Below are 23,724 nucleotides of genomic sequence, written 5' to 3' on the forward strand. Positions count from 1 at the left end.
CTATCGCGCCGATCCACCTTCTCTCACAAGGGGAGAAGGGAAGGTCGCCCCAATCATTTGGACTATCGTCACGATTGCTGCACTATGATGGTGCATAGACATCCATCGAAACCATCGGGTAGGGAGAAACGCCGGATTGAAGCGGGCTGAGATCCAGAAGCCGGGGCAGCGACTGTTCGGCCTGTCGACGCCGCTCAGGGCGGCCGTCATCCCGCCGCTGTCGGCGGCACGGTGGCTTCTGGTGCTGATCGCCGCCGCCGGCGTCTATTTCTTCCACGGCTTCCTGTTCCCGGTTCTGGCCGCGCTCGTCATCGCCTTCGCCAGCTGGCCGCTCTACCGCCGGCTGCTCGTCGCCGTCGGCGGCAACCGCACCATAGGCGCGACGCTTGCGATCCTCTTCATCCTAACCTTCCTGGTGGTGCCGATCGCGCTGGCCGGCACCTACGCCATCAACGAGCTGCGCGAGTGGGTCACCTGGGCGATCGAGACCAACCGGCATGGCGCGGTGACGCCGGGCTGGATTGCCACCATGCCGGTCATCGGCGAGTGGCTGAACGGGCAGTGGACATCCTATCTTGGCCATCCCGGTGGCATCGGTGAAGTGATCCAGGCGGTCAGCGGCTCCAATATCGGAAACATCTATCGCGGAGCTTTGGCTGCTGGCGGCAGTGCGTTCAGCCTGCTGCTGACGCTTCTGTTCATGATGATCGCGCTGTTCTTCGCCTATCGCGACGGCGAGTCTTTCGCGGCCCAGGTCGATCGCTTGGGCGAGCGCATCCTGCCGACGCGCTGGGAGCGCATCTCGCGCGTCGTGCCGGCGACCATCTCCTCGACCGTGACGGGCATGACCATCATCGCCATCGGCGAGGGCCTTGTGCTTGGCATCGCCTATTGGCTCGCCGGCGTGCCGTCGCCGGTGACACTTGGCGCGCTCACCGGCATCATGGCGCTGATCCCCGGCGGCGCGCCACTCTCCTTCACCCTGGTCTCGATCTACCTCGCGGCCAGCGGCAAGCTGTTCGCCGGCCTTGCGCTGTTCACATGGGGCGCGGTCGAGCTCTTCATCGTCGACAAGACGCTGCGGCCCAAGCTGGTGGGCGGGCCGATCAAGCTGCCTTTCCTGCCGACCTTTTTCGGCCTGATCGGCGGCGTCAAGACGATGGGCTTCCTCGGCCTGTTCATCGGCCCGGTGCTGATGGCCCTGCTCGTCGCCATCTGGCGCGAATGGCTGCGCGAGGTGGAATTGATGGACGAGACTCCCCCGGTCGCCGATCACACCGGCGCGCCGTCCCAGATCGAGGCGGCGGCCGAGCCAAGGAAGATTCAGGCCGGGTGAACCACGGCAAGCGCCGCCCGCCTCTTGCGGCCCTCATGCAATTGCCACAGCGAATGCGCCACCAGCGTCACGATCAGGATCGTGCCGCCGATCAGGCTGTTGCGCGTGGGAGCCTCGGCGAAGATCAGCCAGACCCAGATCGGCGCCAGCACGGTCTCCAGAAGATAGAACATCGCCACCTCCGGCCCCGAAATGTATTTCGGCCCATTGGCCAGGCAGAAGAACGAGATCGGCATGATCACGGCGCCGTTGAAGATGATCCACCACGGTGCGTTCACGTGGAATCCTTCGCCCGAAACCATGAAGGCGGCGAGCGCCAGCGGCAGGATGACGCCGACCAGCCCGGTGAAGCCCATGTCCTTGCCGCTGGCGCGCGAGATGGTGATGGCGAGCGCAACGAAGAAGGCCGAGCAAAGCGCCATGAAATCGCCGAACAGATGCCCGGTTCCGACCGAGCCGCCGACAATGATCAGCACGCCGAGGATCATCGCCAACATGGCGATTACGGTCGCAATCTGCGGTCTTTCCTTGAGGAAGAGCCACGACAGCAGCGCCGCGAAAACGGTGTTGAAGGCCAGGATGAAGACAAGGTCGGCGGTCGAAGTATGATAGACGGCCGTGACGAAGCTTATGCCGGTCAAACCGTAGCAGACAGCAACGGCAAGTCCCGACCAGCCCGGGATGAGCTTCGGCGCGTTCCTGTCCAGCGACCTCCAGATCGCCCACATCACCAGCCCCGCCAGCAAGGTGGTGCCGGTTCGCAGCAGCATGATCGTCCAGGGTGCGCCGTCGGCAAGCCGGATCAGCGGTATGTCGACGGTCAGCGTGAGGCCACCGATGGCGGTGATCAGCAGACCTTTTTGGTGGTCGGTATGGGTGGGCATGCGGGCAATCTCGCAAGCAACTTGAGGGGACGCAAAGCGGCCGTGACGCGGTCGTTCCAGCCTGCCGGCCGAAAGACCAGCGTCCTCCTCCTTGAAACAGTTTAAGGGTGAAGCGTTGGGCGGCTCAGCGACTGACCGCTTCGTGGTCGTAGCGTTCCCAGCCCTTCGGGCCGAGATGCTCCTGCGGCATGAATCGCATCTTATAGTTCATCTTGCGCGAGCCGTTGACCCAGTAGCCGAGATAGACGTGGGGCAAGCCCATCGCCTTGGCACGGGCGATGTGGTCGAGGATCATGAAGGTGCCGAGCGAACGGTCCTCGAGGTCGGGATTGAAGTAGGAATAGACCATCGACAGGCCGTCGGCCATCTTGTCGGTGAGCGCCACGGCGATCAGTTCGCCCTGGCCTTTGCCGGTTATGAAGGTATCAGGACCACGACGCCGGTATTCGATGATCTTGGTGTCGACATGCGTGTCCTCCACCATCATCGCATAGTCGAGCACGGTCATGTCCGACATGCCGCCACGGCGATGGCGGGCGTCGAGATAGCTGCGGAAGAGAGAGTATTGCTCGGTCGAGGGCTGCGCGTCATGCATGGCGCCGACGAGATCGGCATTGTGCTGGATGACGCGGCGCATGTTGCGGCTGGGATCGAATTCCTGCGCCAGGATGCGCACCGACACGCAGGCGCGACAGGACTCGCAAGCCGGACGGTAGGCGATGTTCTGCGAGCGCCGGAAGCCGCCTTGCGTCAGCAGGTCGTTCATCTCCGGCGCCTTGTCGCCGACAAGGTGCGTGAACACCTTGCGCTCGAACTGTCCCTCCAGGTAGGGACACGGCGACGGCGCGGTCAGGAAGAACTGCGGCGACTGTGTCGGATGCTGCGTCATCTAATCTTGGAAACGCTCCTGCGAATCGCCCTACCTTTGGCCCGGCCGGCGAAAAATTCAACAGGATTGTGCGGGCGCGGCGGCCCAAGCCTGTTCATATTTGGGCACAGGCGGCGCGGCGGTTCGATGGACGCGACCCTGGACACCGTCAGATGTCGGTGCGGGTGACCACGGTGCCGAGCAAAAGGTCGTGCAGCGTGCGCTTGCGGTCGGAAAACAGCGTGACCAGCAGCACCAGCGGCGTCACGATGACGTTGCCTGCCCAGAACAGAACGGAATGCACCACCGCCGTCATGCCGTCGATACGGCTGCCGTCGAGCTTCTCCAGGCGGATGCCCATGATCTTCATGCCGGTCGTCGCTTGGTCGCGGCTGCCCAAGGTATTCCAGATGTAGAGGATGGCGACCATCGGCACCAGCACCGAAAACAGCGCCCAGCCGAGGCCGAAGGTCAAAAGCCCGAGAATGGCCACCAGTATGGCAAAGGGAATGGTCAGCAGCGCGACGAAGAAATAGTCGAGCAGGAAGGCAAAGATCCGCCTTGTCCTCACCCCGCGATAGGCGCGGGTGTCATCGAACCTGGTCGTAATGATCTCACCATCCAAAACGCGTGCGTTCATGTCCGTTCCTCGATCGCCGCATCCGCATAAGGATGCCTGCCGCATTCTCAAATGGTGAGAGTGGCCCGGAATTCAAGGAACGTGCCAGCGGGCGGGCGGCGTGATCTCAGAAAATGCCGGGACAGAGCCTGTAGCGAACCCGCCCGAGATAGTGGCGATATTCTTCCGTCAGCTGCCGCACGTAGCGGTAGGCCCCCGCCGGTGACGACGCCGCGATTGGCGGGCAGGATGGCGAAGGAGCGGCCGAGCGACATCTTGCCCCAGATCACCAGCCACAAAGCCAGCAACTGCAGTGGCGCCGCGATAGACAACGGAATGATTGCGGCGCCCTCCTGAAGCGAGACGAAGCCCGAGCCGAAACCCGCTGTCAGCGAAATGAATACCGTGAAAGGACTCCAGTCGCGGACAATCGGCCGCCGCGCCAGAAGCAGCCAGATGAAGGTAAGCGTCTCGGAGATCGTCAGCAGCAGGACGTGGAGGCGGCCCGGATCGACGATGACGTTGTTCATGCCGCGATAGACGAAGATCGCGGCGACGAGCAGCGCGATGAAACGAAACAGGCCTTCACGCCGATCCACGAAGAAGGGGTGGGCCTGTAGGTCAGACAGGAATCCAGTCGCTGTGCCAGGCAAGGTATCGCTTTTGGACATGAAAACTCAGCCACCCCCGTGGTTCCCTCGTTTATCACCATTGCACGCAAGCGTTGCCGTCGGGTCAAGTTCACGGTTCATACGGCCGCTTCTTACAGATTTTCCGCGGTAGGCAGACGCGATAGGCAGTTGAATATGACGCCGCCGCCGGATTAGCTTGTTGCGGCGCACAAAGATGCGGGGAAGGGGTTCATGGATTACGACATGCTGGTCATCGGCAGCGGCCCTTCGGGACGCCGCGCCGCCGTGCAATCGGCCAAGCTGGGCAAGTCCGTCCTGGTGGTCGACCGGGGCAGGCGTCTGGGCGGCGTCTCGGTGCATACCGGCACCATCCCGTCCAAGACGTTGCGCGAGACCGTGCTCAATCTCTCGGGCTGGCGTGAGCGCGGCTTCTATGGGCGCGGCTACCGGGTGAAGCAGGACATTTCGATCGGCGACCTGGTCGAACGGCTGCACAAGACCCTCGACCACGAGGTCGAGGTGTTGCAGCACCAGTTCATGCGCAACACCGTGAGGAGCGCGCGCGCCGCGGTTAAATTCCTCGCGCCGAACAAGGCCAGCCTGACCGCCGACAATGGCGATTACAGCGAGATTGGCTTTGCCAACGCGCTGATTGCCGTCGGCACCCGGCCGCACCGGCCGGCCGACGTGCCCTTCGACCGGAAGCGGATCTTCGACAGCGACGAGATGCTGGAACTCCACCACCTGCCGCGCACGCTGACGGTGATCGGCGCCGGCGTCATCGGCGTCGAATATGCCACCATCTTTTCGGCGCTCGACGTGCCGGTGACCTTGGTCGAGCCGCGCAACTCCATCCTGGATTTCATCGACCGCGAGATCGTCGACGATTTCATTCACCAGATGCGCGACCGCGGCATGACCATCCGGCTCGGCAGTCCGGTCAAGGAGATCGCCTCCAAACCTGACTATGCCGAGGTAACGCTCGCCGACGGCCGCACCATCCGCTCCGAGATGGTGCTCTACGCCGCCGGCCGCACCGGCAACATCGCCAGCCTCGGCCTCGACGCGGTCGGCATCGAGGCCGACGCCCGAGGCCGGGTCAAGGTCGATCCGCAGACCTTCCAGACCAGCGTGCCGAACATCTACGCGGCCGGCGACGTCATCGGCTTCCCGAGCCTTGCCTCGACCTCGATGGAGCAGGGCCGGGTGGCGGCATGCCACGCCTTCGGCGTCAACCTGCCGCCCCCGCCGGAGAGCTTTCCTTATGGCATCTACGCCGTGCCGGAGATCTCGACGGTCGGCCTGTCGGAAGAGCAGGTGCGCGAGAGCGGCGATGCTTACGAGGTTGGCCTGGCGCGTTTTCGCGAGACATCGCGCGGCCATATCATGGGCGTCTCAAGCGGTTTCCTGAAGCTGTTGTTCTCTGTCGAGACGCGCCGCCTGCTCGGCGCCCACATCGTCGGCGAGGGCGCCACCGAGCTCATTCATATCGGCCAGGCGGTGATCAATCTCGGTGGCACGGTCGACTTCTTCGTCAACAACACCTTCAACTATCCGACGCTGGCGGAAGCCTACAAGATCGCAGGCCTGGATGCCTGGAACCGGATGGGACGAGGGTAGAATTCCTCGAGCCGCCGCGGGCCGCGCCTGCCGTCTAAAGGCAGCATCGCCCGGCTGGCGGCGCGGTCAGGCCGTCGGCATGGGACCTGCCAGCCACTGCCGCGCGATCGCGGCGTCGGCGTCGCCGAATTCATGGCCCGAAGCAACGATGCGCGCGTCGACCTCGGCGCGGCGTTCGCTGAACAGCGTCACCAGCGCCGGGGCGAATGGGCCGTAGGTCTGGTCGGCGGCGCCGGCGATGATCAAGACACGTGTTCCGCCGAGATCGGTCATCGGCGAAGTGTCGAGCACCGGCATCGCTCGTAGTAGCGCCGCCTCCCGGACCAGGCCAGGATGGAGCAGCATCAGGCTGGAGACGACGTTGGCGCCGTTCGAATAGCCAAGGAAGGCCGCGCGCCGCGGGTCGAGGCCATGGCGCTCGGATACCTCTACGGCGAATTCGGCGTAGGCGGCGGTCTCCTTGCGGATGCTGGTCTGTTCGAAACTTGTCGGCGTGATTCGCTCGAACCAGCGGAAGCCATTGTCCTGGGGGATGCGCCCACGCGCGGCAACCAGCGTCGCGTCGGGCGCGATCTTCCGTGCAAGCGGGATGAGCGTCGTTTCGTCCACACCCGATCCGTGCAGCACAAACAGGCATTTGCCGGTCGACTTTGCCGGCGTCACCACGCGGTAGCGGAAGCCAAGATCACTGTGCAGGATACTGTTTTCATCGCTATATTCGGACACGCTCACATCCATTTGATTCCATGAGAGATTCGTTGATTTGCCGGCTTCAAAACGGAATATTTTCGCGCTCCGCGAAAGTTGATTGAACCAGGCGCATTTCAGTCCGTTTCAGCGCCGATATACCTCCCGCGGGAGGAATCGAAGCGGTGCGCCCCGGGGGTCGCATTGCTGGCTATGAACAACCAGCTTTGAGGCCTTTTGTCGATGACCACCCCTGTTTCCAACGAACGCGACAAGCGTATCGGAGAGCGCGACACACGTATCGACGTGCTGCGCGCGCTCGCGCTGCTCACCATCTTCGTCGACCACGTTCCGGGCACGGTCTTCGAGAATTGGACCTACAAGAATTTCGGTTTTTCCGATGCGGCCGAAGCCTTCGTGCTGATCTCCGGCATCTCGGTGGCGCTGGCCTACGGCACGAAGTTCAAGCCGGGCGGCCGTTTGCTCGCGACCCTGAAGATGTGGCGGCGCGCCGGCGTGCTCTACATCGCTCACATCGTCATCACGATGGTGGTGATCGCGCTGTTTTGCGCCGCCGCGCTGTTCGCGCACCGGCCGGAAATGCTGACCATGATAAACATCGAGCCCTTGATGAAGAACACGCCGCAGGTGCTGCTCGGCATCGTCACGCTCGGCCACCAGCTCGGCTACAACAACATCCTGCCGGTCTATGCGGCGCTGCTTCTGGCGGCGCCGGCTTTCGTGCTGTTCGTCAGCCATAGGCCGGTGACGGCGCTGATCGTGTCAGGCCTGCTCTGGCTCGTCGCCGGCATCTGGCAGATCGCGCCGCCAAACTACCCGGAGCCTGGCCTCTGGTTCCTCAACCCGCTGTCCTGGCAGTTCGTCTTCAACATCGGCCTTGCCGCCATGCTGCATGTGAAGCGGGGCGGGCGAATCCCGATCAATCCGTGGCTGCTTGGCGCCGCGGGCATCTACGTGGCCGGCGCGGCGATCTGGGTGCACAGCCCGCTCTGGGGCCAGATCACCTGGTTCAATCTGCCGGTGGTGATCGGCGGCTTCGACAAGACCTTCCTGTCGCTGCCGCGGCTGTTGCACATTCTGTCGGTCAGCTACCTGATCGTCGCGTTGCCGGCTGTCTCCAACCTCTTCCGCGTCAGGCCCGACAATCCGCTGGCCATTCTGGGCAAGCGCTCGCTGCCGGTGTTCATCGCCGGCACGCTGCTTGCGATGTCGGCGCAGGTGCTGAAGCTGATCAACCCGGGCGGCCCGGCTTACGATACGCTGCTGATCGCGGCCGGCATCGCCATGCAGTTCGCGCTTGCGCTCTACCTTGAATGGCTTGCCGGTCTTGGGCCGTCCCGCGCCAAGGAAGCGCGCGGGGAGGCTCCAAACAGGCCGTTCGGCGCGCAGCCGGTGCCGGCAAGGGCGGGAGGATACTGAAGCAATTTCAGGAGAAGTGCGGAGCGGTTTTCCGCTCGGAATTGCGCGACGCCGCAAGAGCGCTTAGCCTGTGCGGGCCGGGCCGGTTGAGGCTCTGACGATCAGTTCGACACCCATCGTCTCGCGCCGCACCGTACCGTCATGATCGAGGATCATGCGCGCGGCGCGGCGGCCGATCTCGGTGATCGGCTGGGCGACCGTGGTCAGCGCGGGTGTGCACAGCGCGCCGTCCGGCACGCCGTCGAAACCGACGATGGAGACGTCGCCGGGGACGTCCAGGCCCCGCGCTTTCAGCCAGTCGATGGCGATCAGCGCCATGCGGTCCGACATCGCCAGTATGGCGGTCGGCGCCTCACCATCGGCGAAGATCGCCTCGAGGCCGGCTCTGGTGCTCTTTTCCTCATTCTCGGTCTCGTAGACCGGGATTTTCGTCGTATCGATGCCGAAGCGGGCAAGCTCCTCGAAATAGCCGGCAAGTCGGTCGCGTGTTCCGGTGTAGAGCGCGCCGCGCACGATGTCCGGCGTGGCGAAGCCGGTGCGGTTGTCTGCGAAGGCCAGCGACAGCACCGCGAAGCGGCGATGGCCGAGCTCGGCCAGATGGCGCGCCGCGAGCCTTGCGCCCGCGACATTGTCGACGCCGATGGCCGAGACGGTCTCGTCCTGGAAGCCGAGCTCCAGCGCCACGAAGGGCAGCCTACGCTCGCGCGTCAGGTCGACAAGGCGCGAGCCGCCTTCGATGCAGAACAGGATGAAGCCGTCGACAAGTGCGCTCTGGATGTTCCAGGCAAGCTTCTCTTGGTTGGCGGCCGACACCAGCGCGATGCCCGCGCCGGTGGCGTCGCAGGCTTCTGAAATGCCAGCCATCATGACGCGGGCGAAAGGATCGTCGAAGAAGTAGGAGAGGGGCTCCGTGGTGGCGACCCCGATGGCGTTGACTTTGCCGGCGCGCAGCAGCCGGCCTTTCGGGTCGGGACCGGCGTAACCCATCTGCTCCGCCACCGCCTTGACCCGTTCGCGCACTTCGGCGCGCACGATCTCGGGCCGGCTGAAGACATTGGAGGCCGTGCCATGCGAGACGCCGGCGGCCTTGGCGATGTCGGCAAGCCTGATCGGTCTTGCCTGGCCTTCGAGGAGTGATGCCATGTCGTTCCTCCGAATCCGGTCACGTCACGAACATGACCGCTGAATTGCTGCCGGTCATCTAACATTTTTATTGGATCGATTCAAAATTCTGTTGACGGTGGGCAAAAGAGGTCTATGATTTGAATCGATCCAAGTTCCGTGCTCCATGGCGGAGCGAATTTCGACAGGAGGGGTGCCATGCATCCGGTGAGCTATTTGTTCGAGGACATCTACCGCAACGACTGGGGCATCGCTTCGGCCGCTGTCAGCGAGAAGCGGCGAGGCAGGTCGAGCCCATGGCGCCGCAAGCCGCGCTTCCTCGTGGACCCCAAGCGAGGCTGACCCGCAGTTTTTTCCGCACCCGTATATTGGATCGATTCAAACCCAAGGAGAAGCAATCATGCATCCGATTGGTCATCTGTTTCAGGACATCTACCGCAACTATTGGGGCATCACGCCCGGGACCGAGCAGCCTCAGCGGACCCGCCGTGACGAACTGCCTGCGCGCGAGCGCAAGCGGCGAGCCGGCCGAAAATAGGCGCTGAAAAATAGCCTAATGCCGAGGGCGCCACAGGGCCGAGGCGGCGATCGCCACCCAGCCGGCGATCAGCAGCGTGCCGCCGATCGGCGCCGACATCGGGAACAGCCGCGATCCGAGAAAGTCGCGGGCAAGCAGATCGCCGCAGAACAGCAGCAGGCCCAAGAGCAGGACGAGGCTGGCGATCCTGAGGCAACGGTTGCCGCCGGCAAGGCCGATGGCAAGAAAAGCCGGCGCATGCATCAGGAGGAAATTGGCGGCAGTGCCGGTAAAGGCGCCGCCGCGATGCGCGGCGGCGGCCGACAACGCTACGCCCGCCGCCCCAACGAGGCCGGCTGCCAGCACGAGGACGCGGCTTCCGCTGTCTGATGCTTGCCCGGTGAGGCTCATCCTGGATGCTCCATGGCGGTTGGGCGGAAGGCCGATCAAGACTCGCCGGCCTCGATCAGCATATGCCGCGCCCGCCTCGATTGGACAATCCAGTTGTAGGCAGCGCCCAGCGCCATCAGCACCGCTGTGCCCAGAAACACCGAGCGCATGCCGAAATGCCCGCCGACGAAGCCGCCGGACAGCGGCCCCGCGACTTGGCCGACATATTGCGCCGAGATTGCCAGGCCAAGCACGTTGCCACCGATCCCGTCGGGGATATTGTGCCGGATGACGCTGGTGATGCAGGGCAACAATCCGCCCAGCGCCAGGCCCATCAGGAAGCGCAGGCCGATCAATTGCCAGCCATTGGTGACGAAGGCTTGCGGGATAAGCAGCAAGGCCGAGACGGCAAGGGCGCCGACCACGACGTTCCAGTGGCCGACGCGGTCGGCGAGCTTGCCCAGCCAGGACGAGGACAGGATGGTGCCGAGCGCGGCCGCCGACATGACGACGCCGGCGACCATGGTCACTTTGCTCTGGTCATCGACGAGCTGCTGTACATAGACGGTGATGATCGGCTCGATCGACATGGTGGCGAAGGCGAGCAGCATGCCCGTTGCCAGCATGGCGACGATCGGCCGTTTGTCGGGGATCTGCGACCAGTCGCTTTTCGGGCTCGCCGCCGAGGCGGGCTTGGGCGGCGGCGGATTCTCCTTGATCAGGAAAGTCGTCGCCAGAAACGCCAGGAAGATGACGCCGCCGGAGAGCAGGAAAGTCGCGCGGATGCCGATCAGCGGCGGCAGCAGGCCACCCAGCAGCGGTCCGACCAGCGAGCCGGCGGTGATGCCCGCCGCCAGCACGCCCAGCGCCCAGCCCGAGCGCTCCTTCGGCGTCTGCATCGCCACCAGGATCGTCGAGCCCGAGGAATAGCCGCCGGCAAAGCCGATCAGCAGCCGCAGCAGCACCAGTTGCCACACGCTCTCAACCATGCCGGTCAGCGACATGCAGATCGCCATGCCGAACGAAGCGCGCACCAGCATCAGCTTGCGGCCGTAGCGGTCGCCCAGCCGGCCCCACAAGGGCGCCACCAGCGCGGCCGCGAAGAAGGTCGCGCCATAAGCGATGCCCGACCACTGCACAATCGCCGCGTGCCCTTCGGCGCCAAGCTGCTCGACGTAGAGCGGCAGGAACGGAAGCAGCAGCGTCATGGCGATGAGCGTGCTGAACGAGCCGGCGAAGCAGACGGCGAGATTGCGTCGCCAATGGATGTTGAAGCCGCTCTGTCCGGTTTCGCTGGGCGTCATGTCACACTTGCCACTGCTGGGATTGTTATGGATCCCAACTTGGGATACCAAACCGGTATTCGTCATGGACCTGGCATTTGTCGCTGTCAATGCGGCTTTGAAGATCGGACCGACAATGTCGCAGATGCAGAATGTCGAAAGGCAGCTTCGCGAGATGATCCTCGGGCTGGAGATCGGCCCGGGCGAACGTTTGACCGAGCGCTGGATCGAGAGCCGGTTCGGCGCTTCGCGCACGCCGGTGCGGGCGGCGCTGCTGCGCCTGGAAACGGAAGGGCTGATCGGCCGCGACGGCCGCGGCTGGACGGTGGCGCCGATCAACCTCGCGGAACTCGGACAGATCGCCGTCTACCGCGAGGCGGTCGAGATCGCGGCGGTTCGCCTGACGGCGGCGCTCGAAGACCGTGGCGGCATCGAGTTGATCGCCGCGATGCTCGATTCCTGCGATGCGGAAACGCCGCGCGAGGAGTGGCATCGCGTCGGCCTGGATTTCCACATCGAGCTGGCAAGGCTTTCCGGCAACGAGTTCCTGTTGAGGGCGGTGCGCGATGCGATGACGAGGCTGTCGCGAGCGCGCTGGCTGGAAGTGCGAGATGAAAAGGCGCTCGGCCGCGCCTGGGCCGAACACCACGCCATTCTCGCCGCCGTCAGGATAGGCGACGCCGAGCAAGCGGCTCAGCTGCTTTCCGCTCACATCGCCGGCAGCCGCGATCGGCTGGTCACCTCGCTGCATGACGATCGGCGCGGTCTGCGCGCAAGAGGGTTCGCGGTCGTCGCAGCGTAAAGTCTCATGTGGCCATTCGCATTAGCAGGCTTGCAACATGGCCGGGAGAATGCTGTAGGAGACGAGGGGGATGAAGGCTGACTACCATTGACCATCTTGCTGAACTCGCGGACGCATGGCCACACTCGCTCGAACCGCCGCAAAGCTGTTCTACTATGCGCGTAATTTCGCGCGTGACCGCGCACCGCAGTCCCTGTTCCGCGACCGCCTGGCCAGCCGGCTCGATCAGGCCAGGCTTTCAGGCAAGACCGTTCGAGCGCGTCTGAACTATTATAACAAGCTGGAACAGCCGTTCGCGCCCAGTCCAGACGCGGTGGCCGTCGGCAAGCTGCCGACCGCTTCCAGCATGTATTATTACGATCTCAAGGAATTCGCCCGCTATTTCGATCCCGGCCTGCTGATCGATTTCGAATATGGCGATGTCGTCGGCATTCCGGAGGTGCCGAGGATCGTCAAGGACCGGCCCATCGGCGACGACAACGCCAATGGCGTGCTGATGAAGCTGAACAAGTTCCGCCACTTCTACATGCCACCCGACAAGCTGTCCTTCGCCGACAAGCGCCCGATGGTGGTCTGGCGCGGTCATCTCAACAATCCGCTTCGCACCCGCTTCGTGGAAAAGGCCGCCGACCTACCGTTTTGCGATGCGGGTTCCCACAAGCCCGACGCGCCGGATGGATACCGCAAGCCGTTCCTGAACATCGAGCAGCAGCGGCAGTATCGCTACATTGTCTCGCTCGAAGGCAATGACGTCGCGACGAACCTGAAATGGATCATGAGCTCCAATTCGCTCTGCCTGATGCCGGAGCCGACCTACGAAACCTGGTTTGCGGAAGCCAAGGTGGAGCCCAATATCCATTACGTGCCGCTCGAGCCTGATTTCTCCGACCTTGTCGACAAGGTGGCCTATTTAGAAAAGCATCCTGCCGAGGCGGCGCGGATAACTGCCGCCGCCAACGCCTATTGCCGCCAATTCGGCAATGAACAGGACGAGCAGGCGATCTCGCTGCTCGTCCTCTATAAATATTTCGTGTTGAGTGGGCAGATAAAGCCCGATCCGGAAGTCTGGCGCTTTATCGCCGACTGACTGTTTTAGGCATGCGAGCGGTCGAGCACCTTGTCGGCCGGCCCGAACCGGTCCCTGGCGGTGAACTGCTGGTGCCAGTAGGGATAAAGCACCGGCGGGCGGCTGACCGAGTCAAGTCGCTGGCGTTCTTCCTCGGAGAGCGACAGGCTGGCCGCGGCGAGGTTGTCCTTGAGCTGCGTCTCGTTGCGTGCGCCGATCACCAGCGAGCTTACGGCCGGACGGCCGAGCAGCCAGGCCAGCGCGACCTGCGCCCCTGAGATGCCGCGCGCCTTGCCGATGTCGGAGAGCACGTCGACGATGCGCCACAGCCGGTCCACGTCGCGGATCGGCGGTTCCTTCCAGCCGCCGAGCTGGCGCGCGGTCGGGCTGTCGCGATGATATTTGCCGGAGAGCAGGCCGCCCGCCAGCGGACTCCAGACCAGCACGCCGAGGCCCTGGTCGACCGAGATCGGCAGCAATTCATACTCGGCTTCGCGCGCTTCCAGCGTGTAATGGATCTGCTGGGTGACGAACCGGGCCTGATGTCGGCTGTCGCTGACGGCAAGAGCCTTCATCACCTGCCAGCCCGACCAGTTGGAGCAGCCGATGTAACGGATCTTGCCCTGGTTGACCAAAGTGTCGAGCGCCGCGATCGTCTCCTCGACCGGGGTCAGCCCATCCCACTGGTGAACGAAATAGACGTCGATGACATCGGTCCTGAGCCGCTTCAGGCTCTTTTCGCATTCGCGGATCAGATGGTGGCGCGACAAGCCCTCGTCATTCGGACCGGCGCCGATGCGCATGCGCGCCTTGGACGCGATCAGCACGTCGTTCTTGCGCTTGCCGCCAAGCGCCTCGCCGATGATCTCCTCCGACAGCCCGTTGGAATAGACGTTGGCGGTGTCGATGAGGTTGATGCCGGCATCGATGCAGGTGTCGATGATGCGCCTGGCTTCCGAAAGATCGGAGTTGCCGACGGCGGCGAACGGGCCCGTGCCGCCGAAGGTCATGGTGCCGAGGGTCAATGTCGAAACCTTCAGGCCGGAACGGCCAAGGGTGCGGTATTCCATGTCGGGTCCTCGCGATTTTGTTTTGCAGAGGCGCCGTGGCGGGCGCGGGAAAGAGGCGAGGGATTTGTAGGACAATTCCAGCCGCTTGTCGCCCCGCTATCGATACGGGCCGATCACATATCGTCTATCATGCCCGGCTGTGGTCGCCTTGCAATAAAACCGTCATTGCGCCTCTGTATCTCAGTCGGCTTACGGAGTGGCGTGTCGGGGCGGAGCCGCGGCGCATTCCGAAGCGATGATGGCTGACAGGCGACGGAGCTGCGCGGTGAATGAAGTGAAATCGAATTCCGGGGCCAAGGACTGGCTGGAAGCCGAGCTCGAGGACACGCTCGACGAAGACTACGAGCTGGAGATTTCCGAACCGGCGCTCTCGCTCGAGATCGCCAAGATCTACAAGAAGTCGCATCCGCCTTCCATCGATCGGATGACTTATTTCCGCGAGCTGTTGAGGCTCCAGTCCGAACTGATCAAGCTGCAATCCTGGGTCGCCTACCACAAGAAGAAGCTGGTGGTGGTCTTCGAGGGCCGCGACTCCGCCGGCAAGGGTGGCGTCATCAAGCGCATCACGCAGCGGCTCAATCCCCGCATCGCCCGCGTGGTGGCATTGCCGGCGCCGACCGAACGCGAAAAGTCGCAATGGTATTTCCAGCGCTACGTGCCGCATCTCCCCGCGGGCGGCGAGATCGTGCTGTTCGACCGCTCCTGGTACAACCGCTCCGGCGTCGAGCGGGTGATGGGATTTGCCAATGCGGATCAGGTCGAGGAGTTTTTCCGCGACGTGCCGGAATTCGAGCGCATGCTGGTCCGCTCCGGCATCACGCTGGTGAAATACTGGTTCTCGATCACCGACGAGGAACAGCAGATGCGCTTTCTGATGCGCATCCACGACCCGATGAAGCAGTGGAAGCTGTCGCCCATGGACCTGCAGTCGCGCGTGCGCTGGGAGCAGTACACCAAGGCCAAGGAAGAGACCTTCGCCCGCACCAACATCAAGGAGGCGCCCTGGTTCATCGTCGAGGGCAACGACAAGAAACGCGCGCGGCTGAACTGCATCGATCATCTGTTGCAGCAGGTGCCGTATGAAGATGTGCCGCATGAAGAGATCACGCTGCCGGAGCGCGTCTTCAACCCCTCCTACGAGCGCCAGGTGCTTCCGCGCGAGCTTTACGTGCCGGAGAAGTATTGAGGCGCCCTTTTTTCCTTCTCCCCGTTCCACGGGGAGAAGGTGCCCGAAGGGCGGATGAGGGGCAGCGCCGGCTTCGGTGATTGACCTTCAATTCGCAGCGTAGGCCCAAAGACCATGGATAGGCTATCGCCAATCTCGGGCCGGCAGCGTTGCCCCTCATTGCCCTGCCGGGCATTTCTCCCCGTATAGTGACGGGGAGAAAGGGCTGTTGTCCGAACCGGATAGATAGGTAACAGAATGGACCGATTAGATGGGTGACAGTTTTCTTGCCAGCCGGGAGGACCGGCGATGGTTTGGCGAGAGACTGGCATCATGGATGAGCGGCTTCGTTTTGTTGTTGAAAAGCTGGCGAGGAGACGATGACGCAGCTTTGCGCGGCCTTCGAGATCTCACGCAAGACCGGCTACAAATGGCTTGGGCGTTACCGGGAGACCGGCCCGGAAGGCCTGCACGACCGGCCGCGGGCGCCGCTCGATCACGGCCGGGCAACGGCAGCCGAGCTGGTGGAGCGGATCGTGGCGGAGAAGGAAGCGCATCCGCTGTGGGGGCTGAAGAAGATCATGGCGCGGCTGAAGCGGGCGGAGCCCAGTTGTGGCTGGCCGGCAGTCTCGACAGCTGGCGAGATCCTGAAGCGGCATGGTCTTGTGGGACGCCGGCGCCGGCGCTGGCGGGCTGTGGGCAATGGGCCATGGCCGGAGCCTGCGGCGCCGAATGCGGTGTGGACGGTAGACCACAAGGGCTGGTTCCGGACCCGTGACGGCTGGCGCTGCGAGCCATTGACGGTGATGGATGCATTGAGCCGCTACCTGCTGGGGCTCGAGGCGACGGGCTCGACGGCCGACGAGGAGGCGTGGCCGGTGTTTGAGCGATTGTTTGAGGAAAACGGTCTGCCGGATCGCATTCGAAGCGACAATGGCCCACCCTTTGCGTCGGCCGGCGTCACAGGGCTGACGCCGCTGGCAGTGCGCTTCATTAAGCTCGGCATCGCCCTGGAGCGCATCCAGCCAGGCAAGCCGCAGCAGAACGGGCGCCATGAGCGTTTCCATCTGACCATGCTGCCGATGGCCGATGCACCGAAGGCTGACAAAGCGGCTCAAGCCAGGGCCTTCGAGGACTTCCGGCGCAGCTACAATGAGGAGCGTCCGCACGAGGCGCTGGGCATGGACACCCCGGCACAGCATTACCGCCCCTCGACCCGGCCGATGCCGAAGACAGCCCCTGAGCCCGATTATCCGACCGAGGCAGCGGTGCGCGGCGTGCGCCAGAACGGCGCCGTCAAATGGCGGGGCACCGAGATCTATGTCTCGGCCACGTTGGCCGGCGAACCGATTGCCATTGAAGAGACCGAGGATGGCGAGTGGACGATGCGCTTCCACACCCATCCGCTCGGCTTCATCGATGAGAAGCACATGAAACTGGTTCGCCGCAGCGCCGCGCCAAGCCGACCGCTTGGCGCTGCGGCGACCGCATCATAGGGAGAGAAAACTGTTACCTATGTATCCGGTTCAAAGTGTTACCCATCTATCCGCTGGACACTGTAATCACGCCCGCCCGATCATCACATGCGTTGCATCGGCGGTCGCAACCTGCCCAGTGCAGCGGTATCCCAGCTTCAGCATGTCGAGCCCGGCGAACAGATGCTCGCCCGAGCCGAGCAGGAGCGGCGAGACTGCCAGATGCATCTCGTCGATGAGCTTCTCCTGCAGATACTGCCGGACGCCGCCGCCGACGCGCACATCCTTGCCGCCGGCGGCCGCCTTCGCCTGTTCGAGCGCTGAGTGGATGCCGTCGGTGACGAAATAGAACGTCGTCCCGCCTTCCATCTCGATCGGCGCGCGCTTGTGATGCGTCAAAACAAAGGTCGGCACGTGGTAGGGCGGGTTGGGACCCCACCAGCCTTTCCAGTTGTCGTCCGGCCATGGACCACGGCTCGGGGCGAACATGTTGCGGCCGAGGATCCAGGCGCCGACATTCTCGAAGCTGCGCACCGCAAAATCGTCATCCGTATCGGTCGTTCCGCCTTCCTTGCCGATCATCTGGTAGAACGAGCGGGTCTTGATCATCCACTTGTGTAGACCTTCGCCGCCTACGCCGAGCGGGTTGTCGAGGCTCTGATCGGGACCGGCGCCGTAACCGTCGAGCGACAAGGTGAAAGCGTTAACACGCAGCCTGGACATCATTGCCTCCTGATCCAGTTGTAATTTGCAATCGGTTAACTGATAGCTTGACTGATTGCGAATTGCAAGCAGATGGGTAGCAGTATCGCGCTCGGCGGCACGATCCAGGTTATGGATTTGACGAGGAACTGGGCGCCCACGGCGCCGGTTTGTTCGTCCGCGCGTCCCGCTATTCCATCGCCAGGATGAGGTTGCGCACTACGGGATAGATTTCGCGTTCCCAACGTTTGCCGTTGAAGACGCCGTAATGGCCGACATTGGCCTGCAGGTGATGCCGCTTCAAATGTGGGCGCAGCGAGCGGCACAGATCATGCGCCGCCGAGGTCTGGCCCAGCGCGCATATGTCGTCGCGTCCGCCCTCGACGGTGAGCAGCGCCGTGTTGCGGATCGCGCCGGGATCGACCTTGCTGCCGCGGAAGGTGAACGCGCCCGTGGCAAGCTCCGCCTTCTGGAACACCCGGTCGATGGTCTCGAGATAGAATTCCTCGGTGAGGTCGAGCACCGCGAAATACTCGTCGTAGAAAGTCTTGATCTTCTCGGCTTCGGCGGTCTCGCCGGCCGCCAGATGCTCATGGAGCTTGCGATGCGCCGTGACGTGGCGGTCGCTGTTCATGGCCATGAAGGCGGTTAGCTGCAGGAAGCCCGGATACACCCGCCGCCCGCCGCCCGGGTGGCGGAAGGGCACATGCGAGATGACGTAGTTCTGGAACCAGGCCAGCGACTTGCTGACGGCGAATTCGTTGACCTCGGTCGGGCTTTCGCGCGGGTCGATCGGCCCCGCCATCAGCGTCATCGAGCGCGGCGTCGCCGGATGCCTGTCCTCGGACATGATGGCGACGGCGGCGAGCGCCTGGACGCAGGGCTGGCAGACCGCCAGGATATGCGCCCCCGGGCCGATCGCCTCCAGGAAACGGATGAGGTAGTCGACATAGTCGTCCACGCCGAAGTTGCCGGCCGAAAGCGGCACGTCGCGGGCATTGGCCCAGTCGGTGACATAGACCTCGTGGCCGGCCAGCAGCGTCTCCACCGTGCCGCGCAGCAGCGTCGAGAAATGTCCGGACAGGGGCGCGACCACCATGACCTTCGGCTGGCGGGCGTCGATGTCCTTGGCAAAGCGCAGCAGTTTGCCGAAGGGCAGGGTGAGCGCCGTTTCGACGGCGACCGGCACCTCGCGGTGGCCGACCCTGACAGTCTCGATGCCGAAATCGGGCCGCGTATGGGTGAGCCTGAAACGGGCGATCATCTCCAGCCCGGCCGCGATGCGCCGTTTGGCGGCGTCGCCGAGCGCCATCCCGCCCGTCGCGGAACTCGTCAGTTCGGCAAGCATGCGCGCCGGAGCTATGAGGTCGTCCTGGAGCTGGTAGGCCTGGTAAAGCATTGCGCCTCGTTCCGCTGACAGCCCATCGTGCAGTGCAAAAAAGCTAGTGCAATTTATTTTGCATTGCGAGAGGATTGTTGCCGGCGAAAGGCTTGGAGGTTCCACGACATGGCCAAGGCGGCGAAGGCGGTTGCGGCGAGGCCGGAAAGCGCGACGAAGGCGACGCTGACGATCTCGTCGAAGAACTACTCGTCATGGTCCCTGCGCGGCTGGCTGCTGTGCCGCATGGCCGGTTTGGAGTTTGAGGAGGAGCGCGTCGACATCGATGATCCGGAGCAGCGGCAGGAGTTGCTGCTCCTGTCGCCATCGGTGTTGGTGCCGCGGCTGACGCATGACGGCGTCACCGTATGGGATACGCTGGCCATCGCCGAATACCTTGCGGAGACGGTGCCGGGCGCCGGCCTGCTGCCAGCCGAGCGCGTGGCGCGCGCCCATTGCCGCGCGGTGTCGGGCGAAATGCATTCGGGCTTCCACAACCTGCGCTCGGTACTGCCGATGAACCTCAAGGCGAGGCACAAGAGCTTCAAGATCTTTTCCGGCGCGCGGCCCGACGTGGAGCGGATCAAGGCGATCTGGTCGGAATGTCTGACGACCTATGGTGGACCGTGGCTGTTCGGGGCATGGCCCACCATGGCCGATGCCATGTATGCTCCGGTCTGCACCCGCTTCCGCACCTATGCGGTTGACTTCGAAGCGCCACTCGCCGCCTACTGCGAGACGGTCTTTGCCTGGCCGCTGATGCGGGAATGGACCGAAGGCGCGCTCGCCGAGCCAGATGAGATCGTCGAGCTCGACGTGGAATTCTGAAGGCTGATCAATGGCGCCGCTGCTTGCCGGTTTGGCGGCTTACCCCTTCAGCATCTCCGCCACGGTCGGCGCGAAATAGGTCAGCACGCCGTCGCAGCCCGCCCGCTTCAGCGAAAGCAGCGATTCCAGCATCGCCTTCTCGCCGTCGATCCAGCCATTGGCGGCCGCTGCCTTGATCATCGAATATTCGCCCGACACCTGATAGGCGAAAGTCGGCATCTGGAACTCGTCCTTCAGCCGACGGATGATGTCGAGATAGGGGAGACCCGGCTTCACCATCAGCATGTCGGCGCCTTCGGCGAGGTCCTGCTCGGCCTCGCGCACCGCCTCGTCGGAATTGGCGTGGTCGATGTAATAGGTCTTCTTGTCGCCCTTGAGCAGGCCGGCGGTGCCGACCGCCTCGCGATAGGGGCCGTAGAAGGCGGAGGCGAACTTCGTCGCATAGGACATGATCGCCACGTCCTGGAACCCGTTGGCATCGAGCGCGTCGCGGATGGCGCCGATGCGGCCGTCCATCATGTCGGAAGGCGCGATGATGTCGGCGCCGGCGGCGGCCTGGATGACGGCCGCGGCCGCGACCTGCTCCACCGTCTCGTCATTGACGATGATGCCGTCGCGCAGGATGCCGTCATGGCCATGGCTGGTGAACGGGTCGAGCGCGGCATCGGTGATGATGCCGATTTCCGGCACCGCGTCCTTGATGGCGCGCGTGGCGCGGTTGATGACATTGTCCGGGTCGAGGATGTGCGAGCCGGTCTGGTCGCGCAGCGCAAGCTCGACATTGGGGAAGGTGGCGATCGCCGGAATGCCGAGCTTGGCGGCGCGCTCGGCTTCCCTCACTGCGAGATCGATGGAGAGGCGATAGACGTCCGGCATGGCGGCGATCGGCTCGCGTATGTTCTTGCCGTCAACGACGAAGATCGGCCAGATCAGGTCGTTGACCGAAAGCTGGTTCTCCTGCACCAGCCGGCGCGACCAGTCGGCCTTGCGCATGCGCCTGAGCCGCCGGCTGCCGGTGATCTCATCGACGCTGCGCGCGCCGGCAGGCTTTGCGGGGGTGAATTTGTTCATGGCCGAAACTCTCTTTTGCGCCGGCTTTTACCACGCGTCTTGGCAGCTGACCAATGCGACACGATTGTGCCAGGCTGGGCCTAATTCCTCGCCCCCGCTAAAAGCGGGGGAGAGGTGTCCGCGAAGCGGACGGAGAGGGGGCCCTCGTTCGTAGGGCGCTCCCCTCTCCGTCTCGGCTTCGCCGAGCCACCTCTCCCCGCTCGCGCGGGGCGAGGAAATGCACTTACGGCTGCCCGTGCCCCGACAGGATCTGCGCCGCGCCCCTGATCGCGACCCGGAAGGCCTCGTCGAAGCTGACGCCGCGCGCCTGCCAGCGATAGATCTTGCCACGATCGGCCAGCCGCCAGTCGGCGATCCAGCCAAGCTCCTTGTCGCTCCACACGATGCTGCCGGCGAGCGCCCGGGCCGCTCCCGCTTTTTTCGCGAACTTGTCGAGCCTTGCCATATCGGCTTCGGAAAGCGCCTTCTCATCGAGTCCGCCAAGCTGCCCGGCCCTTGGAAAGGTGACGCGCATCAGCAGCGGACCGGCGGCATTGGCGAAGGATTCGCGCATCGCGTTGCCGCGCTGCTCGTCTTGCGTCAACACGAAATGCCGCGCGCCCTGCTCGGCGATCATGAAGACGGCGATGGTCGGCCGCTCGCCGGGCCAGGGCCTGCTGCCGAGCTGCGCAAGCAGCTTGTCGACCACAGCAGGCTTGTAGAGGCAGGTCAGATCGTGCGGCCGGTCATGCGTGCCTTGCTCGTCATGGATCGGAATGCCTTCGAGCCGGTCGTGGTAGCGGAAGGACTGGACGAAATCGGCCGCCTTCTCGCGCAGCGCCAGCATCTGCGTCTTCTGCGTCAGCCGCTGATCGCCCGAGACCTTGACCAGCACCTTGTCGAGGCAATCCTTGAAGCCGATCTGCCGGTTCACGTCTCCGGTTCCAGTGACGATCGTTTGCGCCTGGTAAAGCTCGGCGGGCGTCGCGGCGCGGGCCGGAACACCCAGGCACAGGAGACCGGCCAATCCAACCACGAAGCGAGAAATTCCAGGCATGTCGATCTGCTCGAAACCTGTCAGGGCGCGGGCATAGTTCTTTGCCGGTTACCTAACATCTGGCGCGGCCGCCCGCCAGCCCAAGGACCGCCGCCCCGAACCGCTACCATTGACGTGTCCCGACGCCCCCTTTAGCACTTCTCCCCCGCGGGCGGAGAGAGAGATTCCTGGTGATCGATTTTGGCGGCGGCGACGAGATCCGCTTCGAGCGGTTGGGCAGAGCGGGCGTGGTCACATTGACCCGGCCGAAGGCGCTCAACGCCGTCACGCACAACATGGTCAAGACGCTCGGCAAGGCGCTCGACGCCTGGGAACAGGATCCGGGCATCGGCGTCGTCGTCGTCAAGGCCGAGGGCAGGGCGTTTTCCGCCGGTGGCGATATCCTGCACATCTATGAGGCCGGCCGCGCCGGCAGGCCGCCCGTCGACTTCTTCGCCGATGAGTATCGTCTGAACGCCCGCATTGCGCGCTTCAAGAAACCCTATGTGGCGCTGATCGACGGCATCGTCATGGGCGGCGGCGTCGGCATCTCCTTTCACGGCTCGCATCGCGTGCTGACCGAAAACGCGCAGTTCGCCATGCCCGAGGTCGGCATCGGCTTCTTCCCCGATGTCGGCGGCAGCCATCTGCTGCCGGATCTCGGCGGCGCGTTCGGCATGTATCTGGGGCTGACCGGAAACCGCATCCGCTATGGCGACGCGCTATGGTCGGGGCTCGCCACCCACACCATCAAGGCCGGGGACCAGGCGGGCCTGCTCGACGAGCTGGCCACGAGCGGCGACGCCAATGCCGAGCTGCGCGATTTCTTCGTGCCCGCCAAACGCGAGACCGAGCGGCAGGACCTGGAAGCGATCGCGCGCCATTTCTCGCAGAGCTCGCTCGCCGGCATCATCGACAGTCTGGAGCGGGCAGGGGCTGACGATGCTTTTGCCGCAAAGACGCTGGCGACGCTTAAGACCCGCTCGCCGACCAGCCTCAACGTCGCCTGGCGCCAGATCAGCGCGGGATCGACGCTGTCGATGGACGAATGCATGAAGATGGAATTCCGCATCCTCAACCGCATGCTTGCCGGCCACGATTTCTATGAAGGCATCCGCGCCGCCATCATCAACAAGGGGTCGACGCCCCAGTGGCGGCCAGCGAGCCTGGACGAGGTCAGTGCCGCCGACATCGACGCCTATTTCGCGCCGCTCGGAGACAAGGAACTCGCCCTGTGAGCGAGGTCACCTCCAGGCGTGTCGTGCTGCAGCCCTCGACCACCGAGGTCATCTTCGCCTGGTTCCAGCGTGTGATCGCCGGCTATTGCCTTCTGTTCGGCATCCTCTACTGGATCCGCCTGATCGGCATCTATCCCGGCGAATTGTGGCGCTTCGACCTGATGCCGGTGCATTGGCAGGTGGCGGCGACGACGCTTGCCGTCTTTTTCCCCTTCGCCGCGGCGGGGCTTTGGATGCTGGCGTCCTGGGGGCCGGTGATCTGGTTCATCTGCGCGGTGACCGAGACGGTGATGTATGCCGGCTTCCCCGATCTCTTTGGCCACCGCCTGCTGATCGTGATCTCGCACGCATGCGTAGCCTTGCTCTACATCGTCTTCCGGGTCACCATCTGGCTGCAGAAGCGCCAGCTCCGCCAATAAGCCGAGGGCTGGTTTTCCGGGCCGATTTCGCGGCGCGTTTTCTACCCGGAACCGTTGGCTAAATCTTTAGGTTAATTGTTCTTGCTCGGGTGACCGA

25 protein-coding genes are annotated in these 23,724 nt (G+C 63.9%); 12 read left to right on the forward strand and 13 right to left on the reverse strand.

Annotated features, from left to right (window positions below):
• The first annotated feature begins 136 nt into the window (after nt 1-136).
• Nucleotides 137-1,336 (forward strand): AI-2E family transporter, encoded by a 1,200-nt coding sequence (locus tag EJ068_RS30240; protein WP_127252978.1) that lies wholly within the window; start codon nt 137-139, stop codon nt 1,334-1,336.
• On the opposite strand, the gene EJ068_RS30245 is transcribed toward EJ068_RS30240, so the two are convergent.
• The 4 genes from EJ068_RS30245 to EJ068_RS30260 all read right to left on the reverse strand — a co-directional run bounded on the left by EJ068_RS30245 (nt 1,324) and on the right by EJ068_RS30260 (nt 4,378).
• Nucleotides 1,324-2,220: a DMT family transporter gene (locus EJ068_RS30245; RefSeq protein ID WP_127252979.1), complete on the reverse strand. Its 897-nt coding sequence runs from the start codon at nt 2,218-2,220 to the stop codon at nt 1,324-1,326. The genes EJ068_RS30240 and EJ068_RS30245 overlap by 13 nt on opposite strands.
• A 124-nt stretch (nt 2,221-2,344) precedes the next feature.
• Nucleotides 2,345-3,109 carry an arginyltransferase gene (locus tag EJ068_RS30250; RefSeq protein WP_042640082.1) on the reverse strand — a complete coding sequence of 255 codons (765 nt, stop codon included), beginning with the start codon at nt 3,107-3,109 and terminating at the stop codon, nt 2,345-2,347.
• A gap of 148 nt (nt 3,110-3,257) precedes the next feature.
• Nucleotides 3,258-3,728, reverse strand: coding sequence for an RDD family protein (locus tag EJ068_RS30255; RefSeq protein WP_127253475.1), 471 nt, complete (start codon nt 3,726-3,728; stop codon nt 3,258-3,260).
• A 47-nt stretch (nt 3,729-3,775) separates the two neighbouring features.
• Nucleotides 3,776-4,378 (reverse strand): hypothetical protein, encoded by a 603-nt coding sequence (locus EJ068_RS30260; protein WP_245463288.1) that lies wholly within the window; start codon nt 4,376-4,378, stop codon nt 3,776-3,778.
• Between the two features lie 192 nt (nt 4,379-4,570).
• On the opposite strand from EJ068_RS30260, the gene sthA reads away from it, so the two are divergent.
• Nucleotides 4,571-5,959, forward strand: a complete 1,389-nt coding sequence (sthA, locus tag EJ068_RS30265) for a Si-specific NAD(P)(+) transhydrogenase (protein ID WP_127253476.1) — start codon at nt 4,571-4,573, stop codon at nt 5,957-5,959.
• 66 nt (nt 5,960-6,025) lie between these two features.
• Here the strand turns inward: sthA and EJ068_RS30270 are convergent, their stop codons facing one another.
• A complete protein-coding gene (locus EJ068_RS30270) occupies nt 6,026-6,685 on the reverse strand; it encodes an alpha/beta hydrolase (protein ID WP_245463289.1) in 660 nt (219 codons plus the stop codon).
• A 204-nt stretch (nt 6,686-6,889) separates the two neighbouring features.
• Between EJ068_RS30270 and opgC the strand changes: the two genes are divergently transcribed.
• Nucleotides 6,890-8,086 (forward strand): OpgC domain-containing protein, encoded by a 1,197-nt coding sequence (gene opgC, locus EJ068_RS30275; RefSeq protein ID WP_129554963.1) that lies wholly within the window; start codon nt 6,890-6,892, stop codon nt 8,084-8,086.
• Nucleotides 8,087-8,149: 63 nt separating this feature from the next.
• On the opposite strand, the gene EJ068_RS30280 is transcribed toward opgC, so the two are convergent.
• A complete protein-coding gene (locus EJ068_RS30280; RefSeq protein WP_127253479.1) occupies nt 8,150-9,229 on the reverse strand; it encodes a LacI family DNA-binding transcriptional regulator in 1,080 nt (359 codons plus the stop codon).
• A gap of 177 nt (nt 9,230-9,406) precedes the next feature.
• On the opposite strand from EJ068_RS30280, the gene EJ068_RS32885 reads away from it, so the two are divergent.
• Both EJ068_RS32885 and EJ068_RS32890 read left to right on the forward strand, forming a co-directional pair.
• Nucleotides 9,407-9,550, forward strand: a complete 144-nt coding sequence (locus EJ068_RS32885; protein WP_189342147.1) for a hypothetical protein — start codon at nt 9,407-9,409, stop codon at nt 9,548-9,550.
• Between the two features lie 58 nt (nt 9,551-9,608).
• Nucleotides 9,609-9,746 carry a hypothetical protein gene (locus EJ068_RS32890; RefSeq protein ID WP_189342146.1) on the forward strand — a complete coding sequence of 46 codons (138 nt, stop codon included), beginning with the start codon at nt 9,609-9,611 and terminating at the stop codon, nt 9,744-9,746.
• 15 nt (nt 9,747-9,761) lie between these two features.
• Here EJ068_RS32890 and EJ068_RS30285 read toward each other — a convergent pair whose 3' ends face one another.
• The gene (locus tag EJ068_RS30285) at nt 9,762-10,136 is read right to left on the reverse strand and encodes a DUF423 domain-containing protein (RefSeq protein WP_127253480.1); all 375 of its coding nucleotides are present in this window, start codon (nt 10,134-10,136) and stop codon (nt 9,762-9,764) included.
• A 35-nt stretch (nt 10,137-10,171) separates the two neighbouring features.
• Nucleotides 10,172-11,419, reverse strand: a complete 1,248-nt coding sequence (locus EJ068_RS30290) for an MFS transporter (RefSeq protein WP_128315818.1) — start codon at nt 11,417-11,419, stop codon at nt 10,172-10,174.
• 115 nt (nt 11,420-11,534) lie between these two features.
• Here EJ068_RS30290 and EJ068_RS30295 point away from each other — a divergent pair, with 115 nt between their 5' ends.
• Nucleotides 11,535-12,200, forward strand: a complete 666-nt coding sequence (locus EJ068_RS30295) for a GntR family transcriptional regulator (protein ID WP_127253730.1) — start codon at nt 11,535-11,537, stop codon at nt 12,198-12,200.
• Between the two features lie 115 nt (nt 12,201-12,315).
• The gene (locus tag EJ068_RS30300) at nt 12,316-13,287 is read left to right on the forward strand and encodes a glycosyl transferase family 90 (RefSeq protein WP_127253728.1); all 972 of its coding nucleotides are present in this window, start codon (nt 12,316-12,318) and stop codon (nt 13,285-13,287) included.
• Between the two features lie 5 nt (nt 13,288-13,292).
• On the opposite strand, the gene EJ068_RS30305 is transcribed toward EJ068_RS30300, so the two are convergent.
• The gene (locus EJ068_RS30305) at nt 13,293-14,336 is read right to left on the reverse strand and encodes an aldo/keto reductase (protein WP_127253727.1); all 1,044 of its coding nucleotides are present in this window, start codon (nt 14,334-14,336) and stop codon (nt 13,293-13,295) included.
• Nucleotides 14,337-14,574: 238 nt separating this feature from the next.
• Between EJ068_RS30305 and ppk2 the strand changes: the two genes are divergently transcribed.
• The gene (gene ppk2 / locus EJ068_RS30310; RefSeq protein ID WP_210212051.1) at nt 14,575-15,522 is read left to right on the forward strand and encodes a polyphosphate kinase 2; all 948 of its coding nucleotides are present in this window, start codon (nt 14,575-14,577) and stop codon (nt 15,520-15,522) included.
• A 359-nt stretch (nt 15,523-15,881) separates the two neighbouring features.
• Nucleotides 15,882-16,997, forward strand: a complete 1,116-nt coding sequence (locus EJ068_RS30315; RefSeq protein WP_245463290.1) for an integrase core domain-containing protein — start codon at nt 15,882-15,884, stop codon at nt 16,995-16,997.
• Nucleotides 16,998-17,063: 66 nt separating this feature from the next.
• Here EJ068_RS30315 and EJ068_RS30320 read toward each other — a convergent pair whose 3' ends face one another.
• Both EJ068_RS30320 and phaZ read right to left on the reverse strand, forming a co-directional pair.
• Nucleotides 17,064-17,699 carry a dihydrofolate reductase family protein gene (locus tag EJ068_RS30320; RefSeq protein WP_129554964.1) on the reverse strand — a complete coding sequence of 212 codons (636 nt, stop codon included), beginning with the start codon at nt 17,697-17,699 and terminating at the stop codon, nt 17,064-17,066.
• A gap of 169 nt (nt 17,700-17,868) precedes the next feature.
• On the reverse strand, nt 17,869-19,077 hold the full coding sequence (phaZ, locus tag EJ068_RS30325) for a polyhydroxyalkanoate depolymerase (RefSeq protein ID WP_127252421.1): 1,209 nt from the start codon (nt 19,075-19,077) through the stop codon (nt 17,869-17,871).
• A gap of 108 nt (nt 19,078-19,185) precedes the next feature.
• On the opposite strand from phaZ, the gene EJ068_RS30330 reads away from it, so the two are divergent.
• Entirely contained in the window at nt 19,186-19,884 is a 699-nt protein-coding gene (locus EJ068_RS30330) for a glutathione S-transferase (RefSeq protein ID WP_127252419.1), read from the forward strand.
• A 39-nt stretch (nt 19,885-19,923) separates the two neighbouring features.
• Here EJ068_RS30330 and hemB read toward each other — a convergent pair whose 3' ends face one another.
• Nucleotides 19,924-20,955, reverse strand: coding sequence for a porphobilinogen synthase (gene hemB, locus EJ068_RS30335; protein ID WP_127252417.1), 1,032 nt, complete (start codon nt 20,953-20,955; stop codon nt 19,924-19,926).
• A gap of 223 nt (nt 20,956-21,178) precedes the next feature.
• The gene (locus EJ068_RS30340; RefSeq protein WP_127252415.1) at nt 21,179-21,991 is read right to left on the reverse strand and encodes a DUF2066 domain-containing protein; all 813 of its coding nucleotides are present in this window, start codon (nt 21,989-21,991) and stop codon (nt 21,179-21,181) included.
• A gap of 173 nt (nt 21,992-22,164) precedes the next feature.
• Between EJ068_RS30340 and EJ068_RS30345 the strand changes: the two genes are divergently transcribed.
• Both EJ068_RS30345 and EJ068_RS30350 read left to right on the forward strand, forming a co-directional pair.
• Nucleotides 22,165-23,208: an enoyl-CoA hydratase/isomerase family protein gene (locus EJ068_RS30345; RefSeq protein ID WP_127386259.1), complete on the forward strand. Its 1,044-nt coding sequence runs from the start codon at nt 22,165-22,167 to the stop codon at nt 23,206-23,208.
• Nucleotides 23,205-23,627, forward strand: coding sequence for a DUF6163 family protein (locus EJ068_RS30350; RefSeq protein ID WP_127252413.1), 423 nt, complete (start codon nt 23,205-23,207; stop codon nt 23,625-23,627). The genes EJ068_RS30345 and EJ068_RS30350 overlap by 4 nt, the downstream gene beginning before the upstream one ends.
• The last annotated feature ends 97 nt before the right edge of the window (nt 23,628-23,724 follow it).

It is taken from the genome of Mesorhizobium sp. M2A.F.Ca.ET.043.02.1.1, assembly GCF_003952405.1.
Classification (GTDB): domain Bacteria; phylum Pseudomonadota; class Alphaproteobacteria; order Rhizobiales; family Rhizobiaceae; genus Mesorhizobium.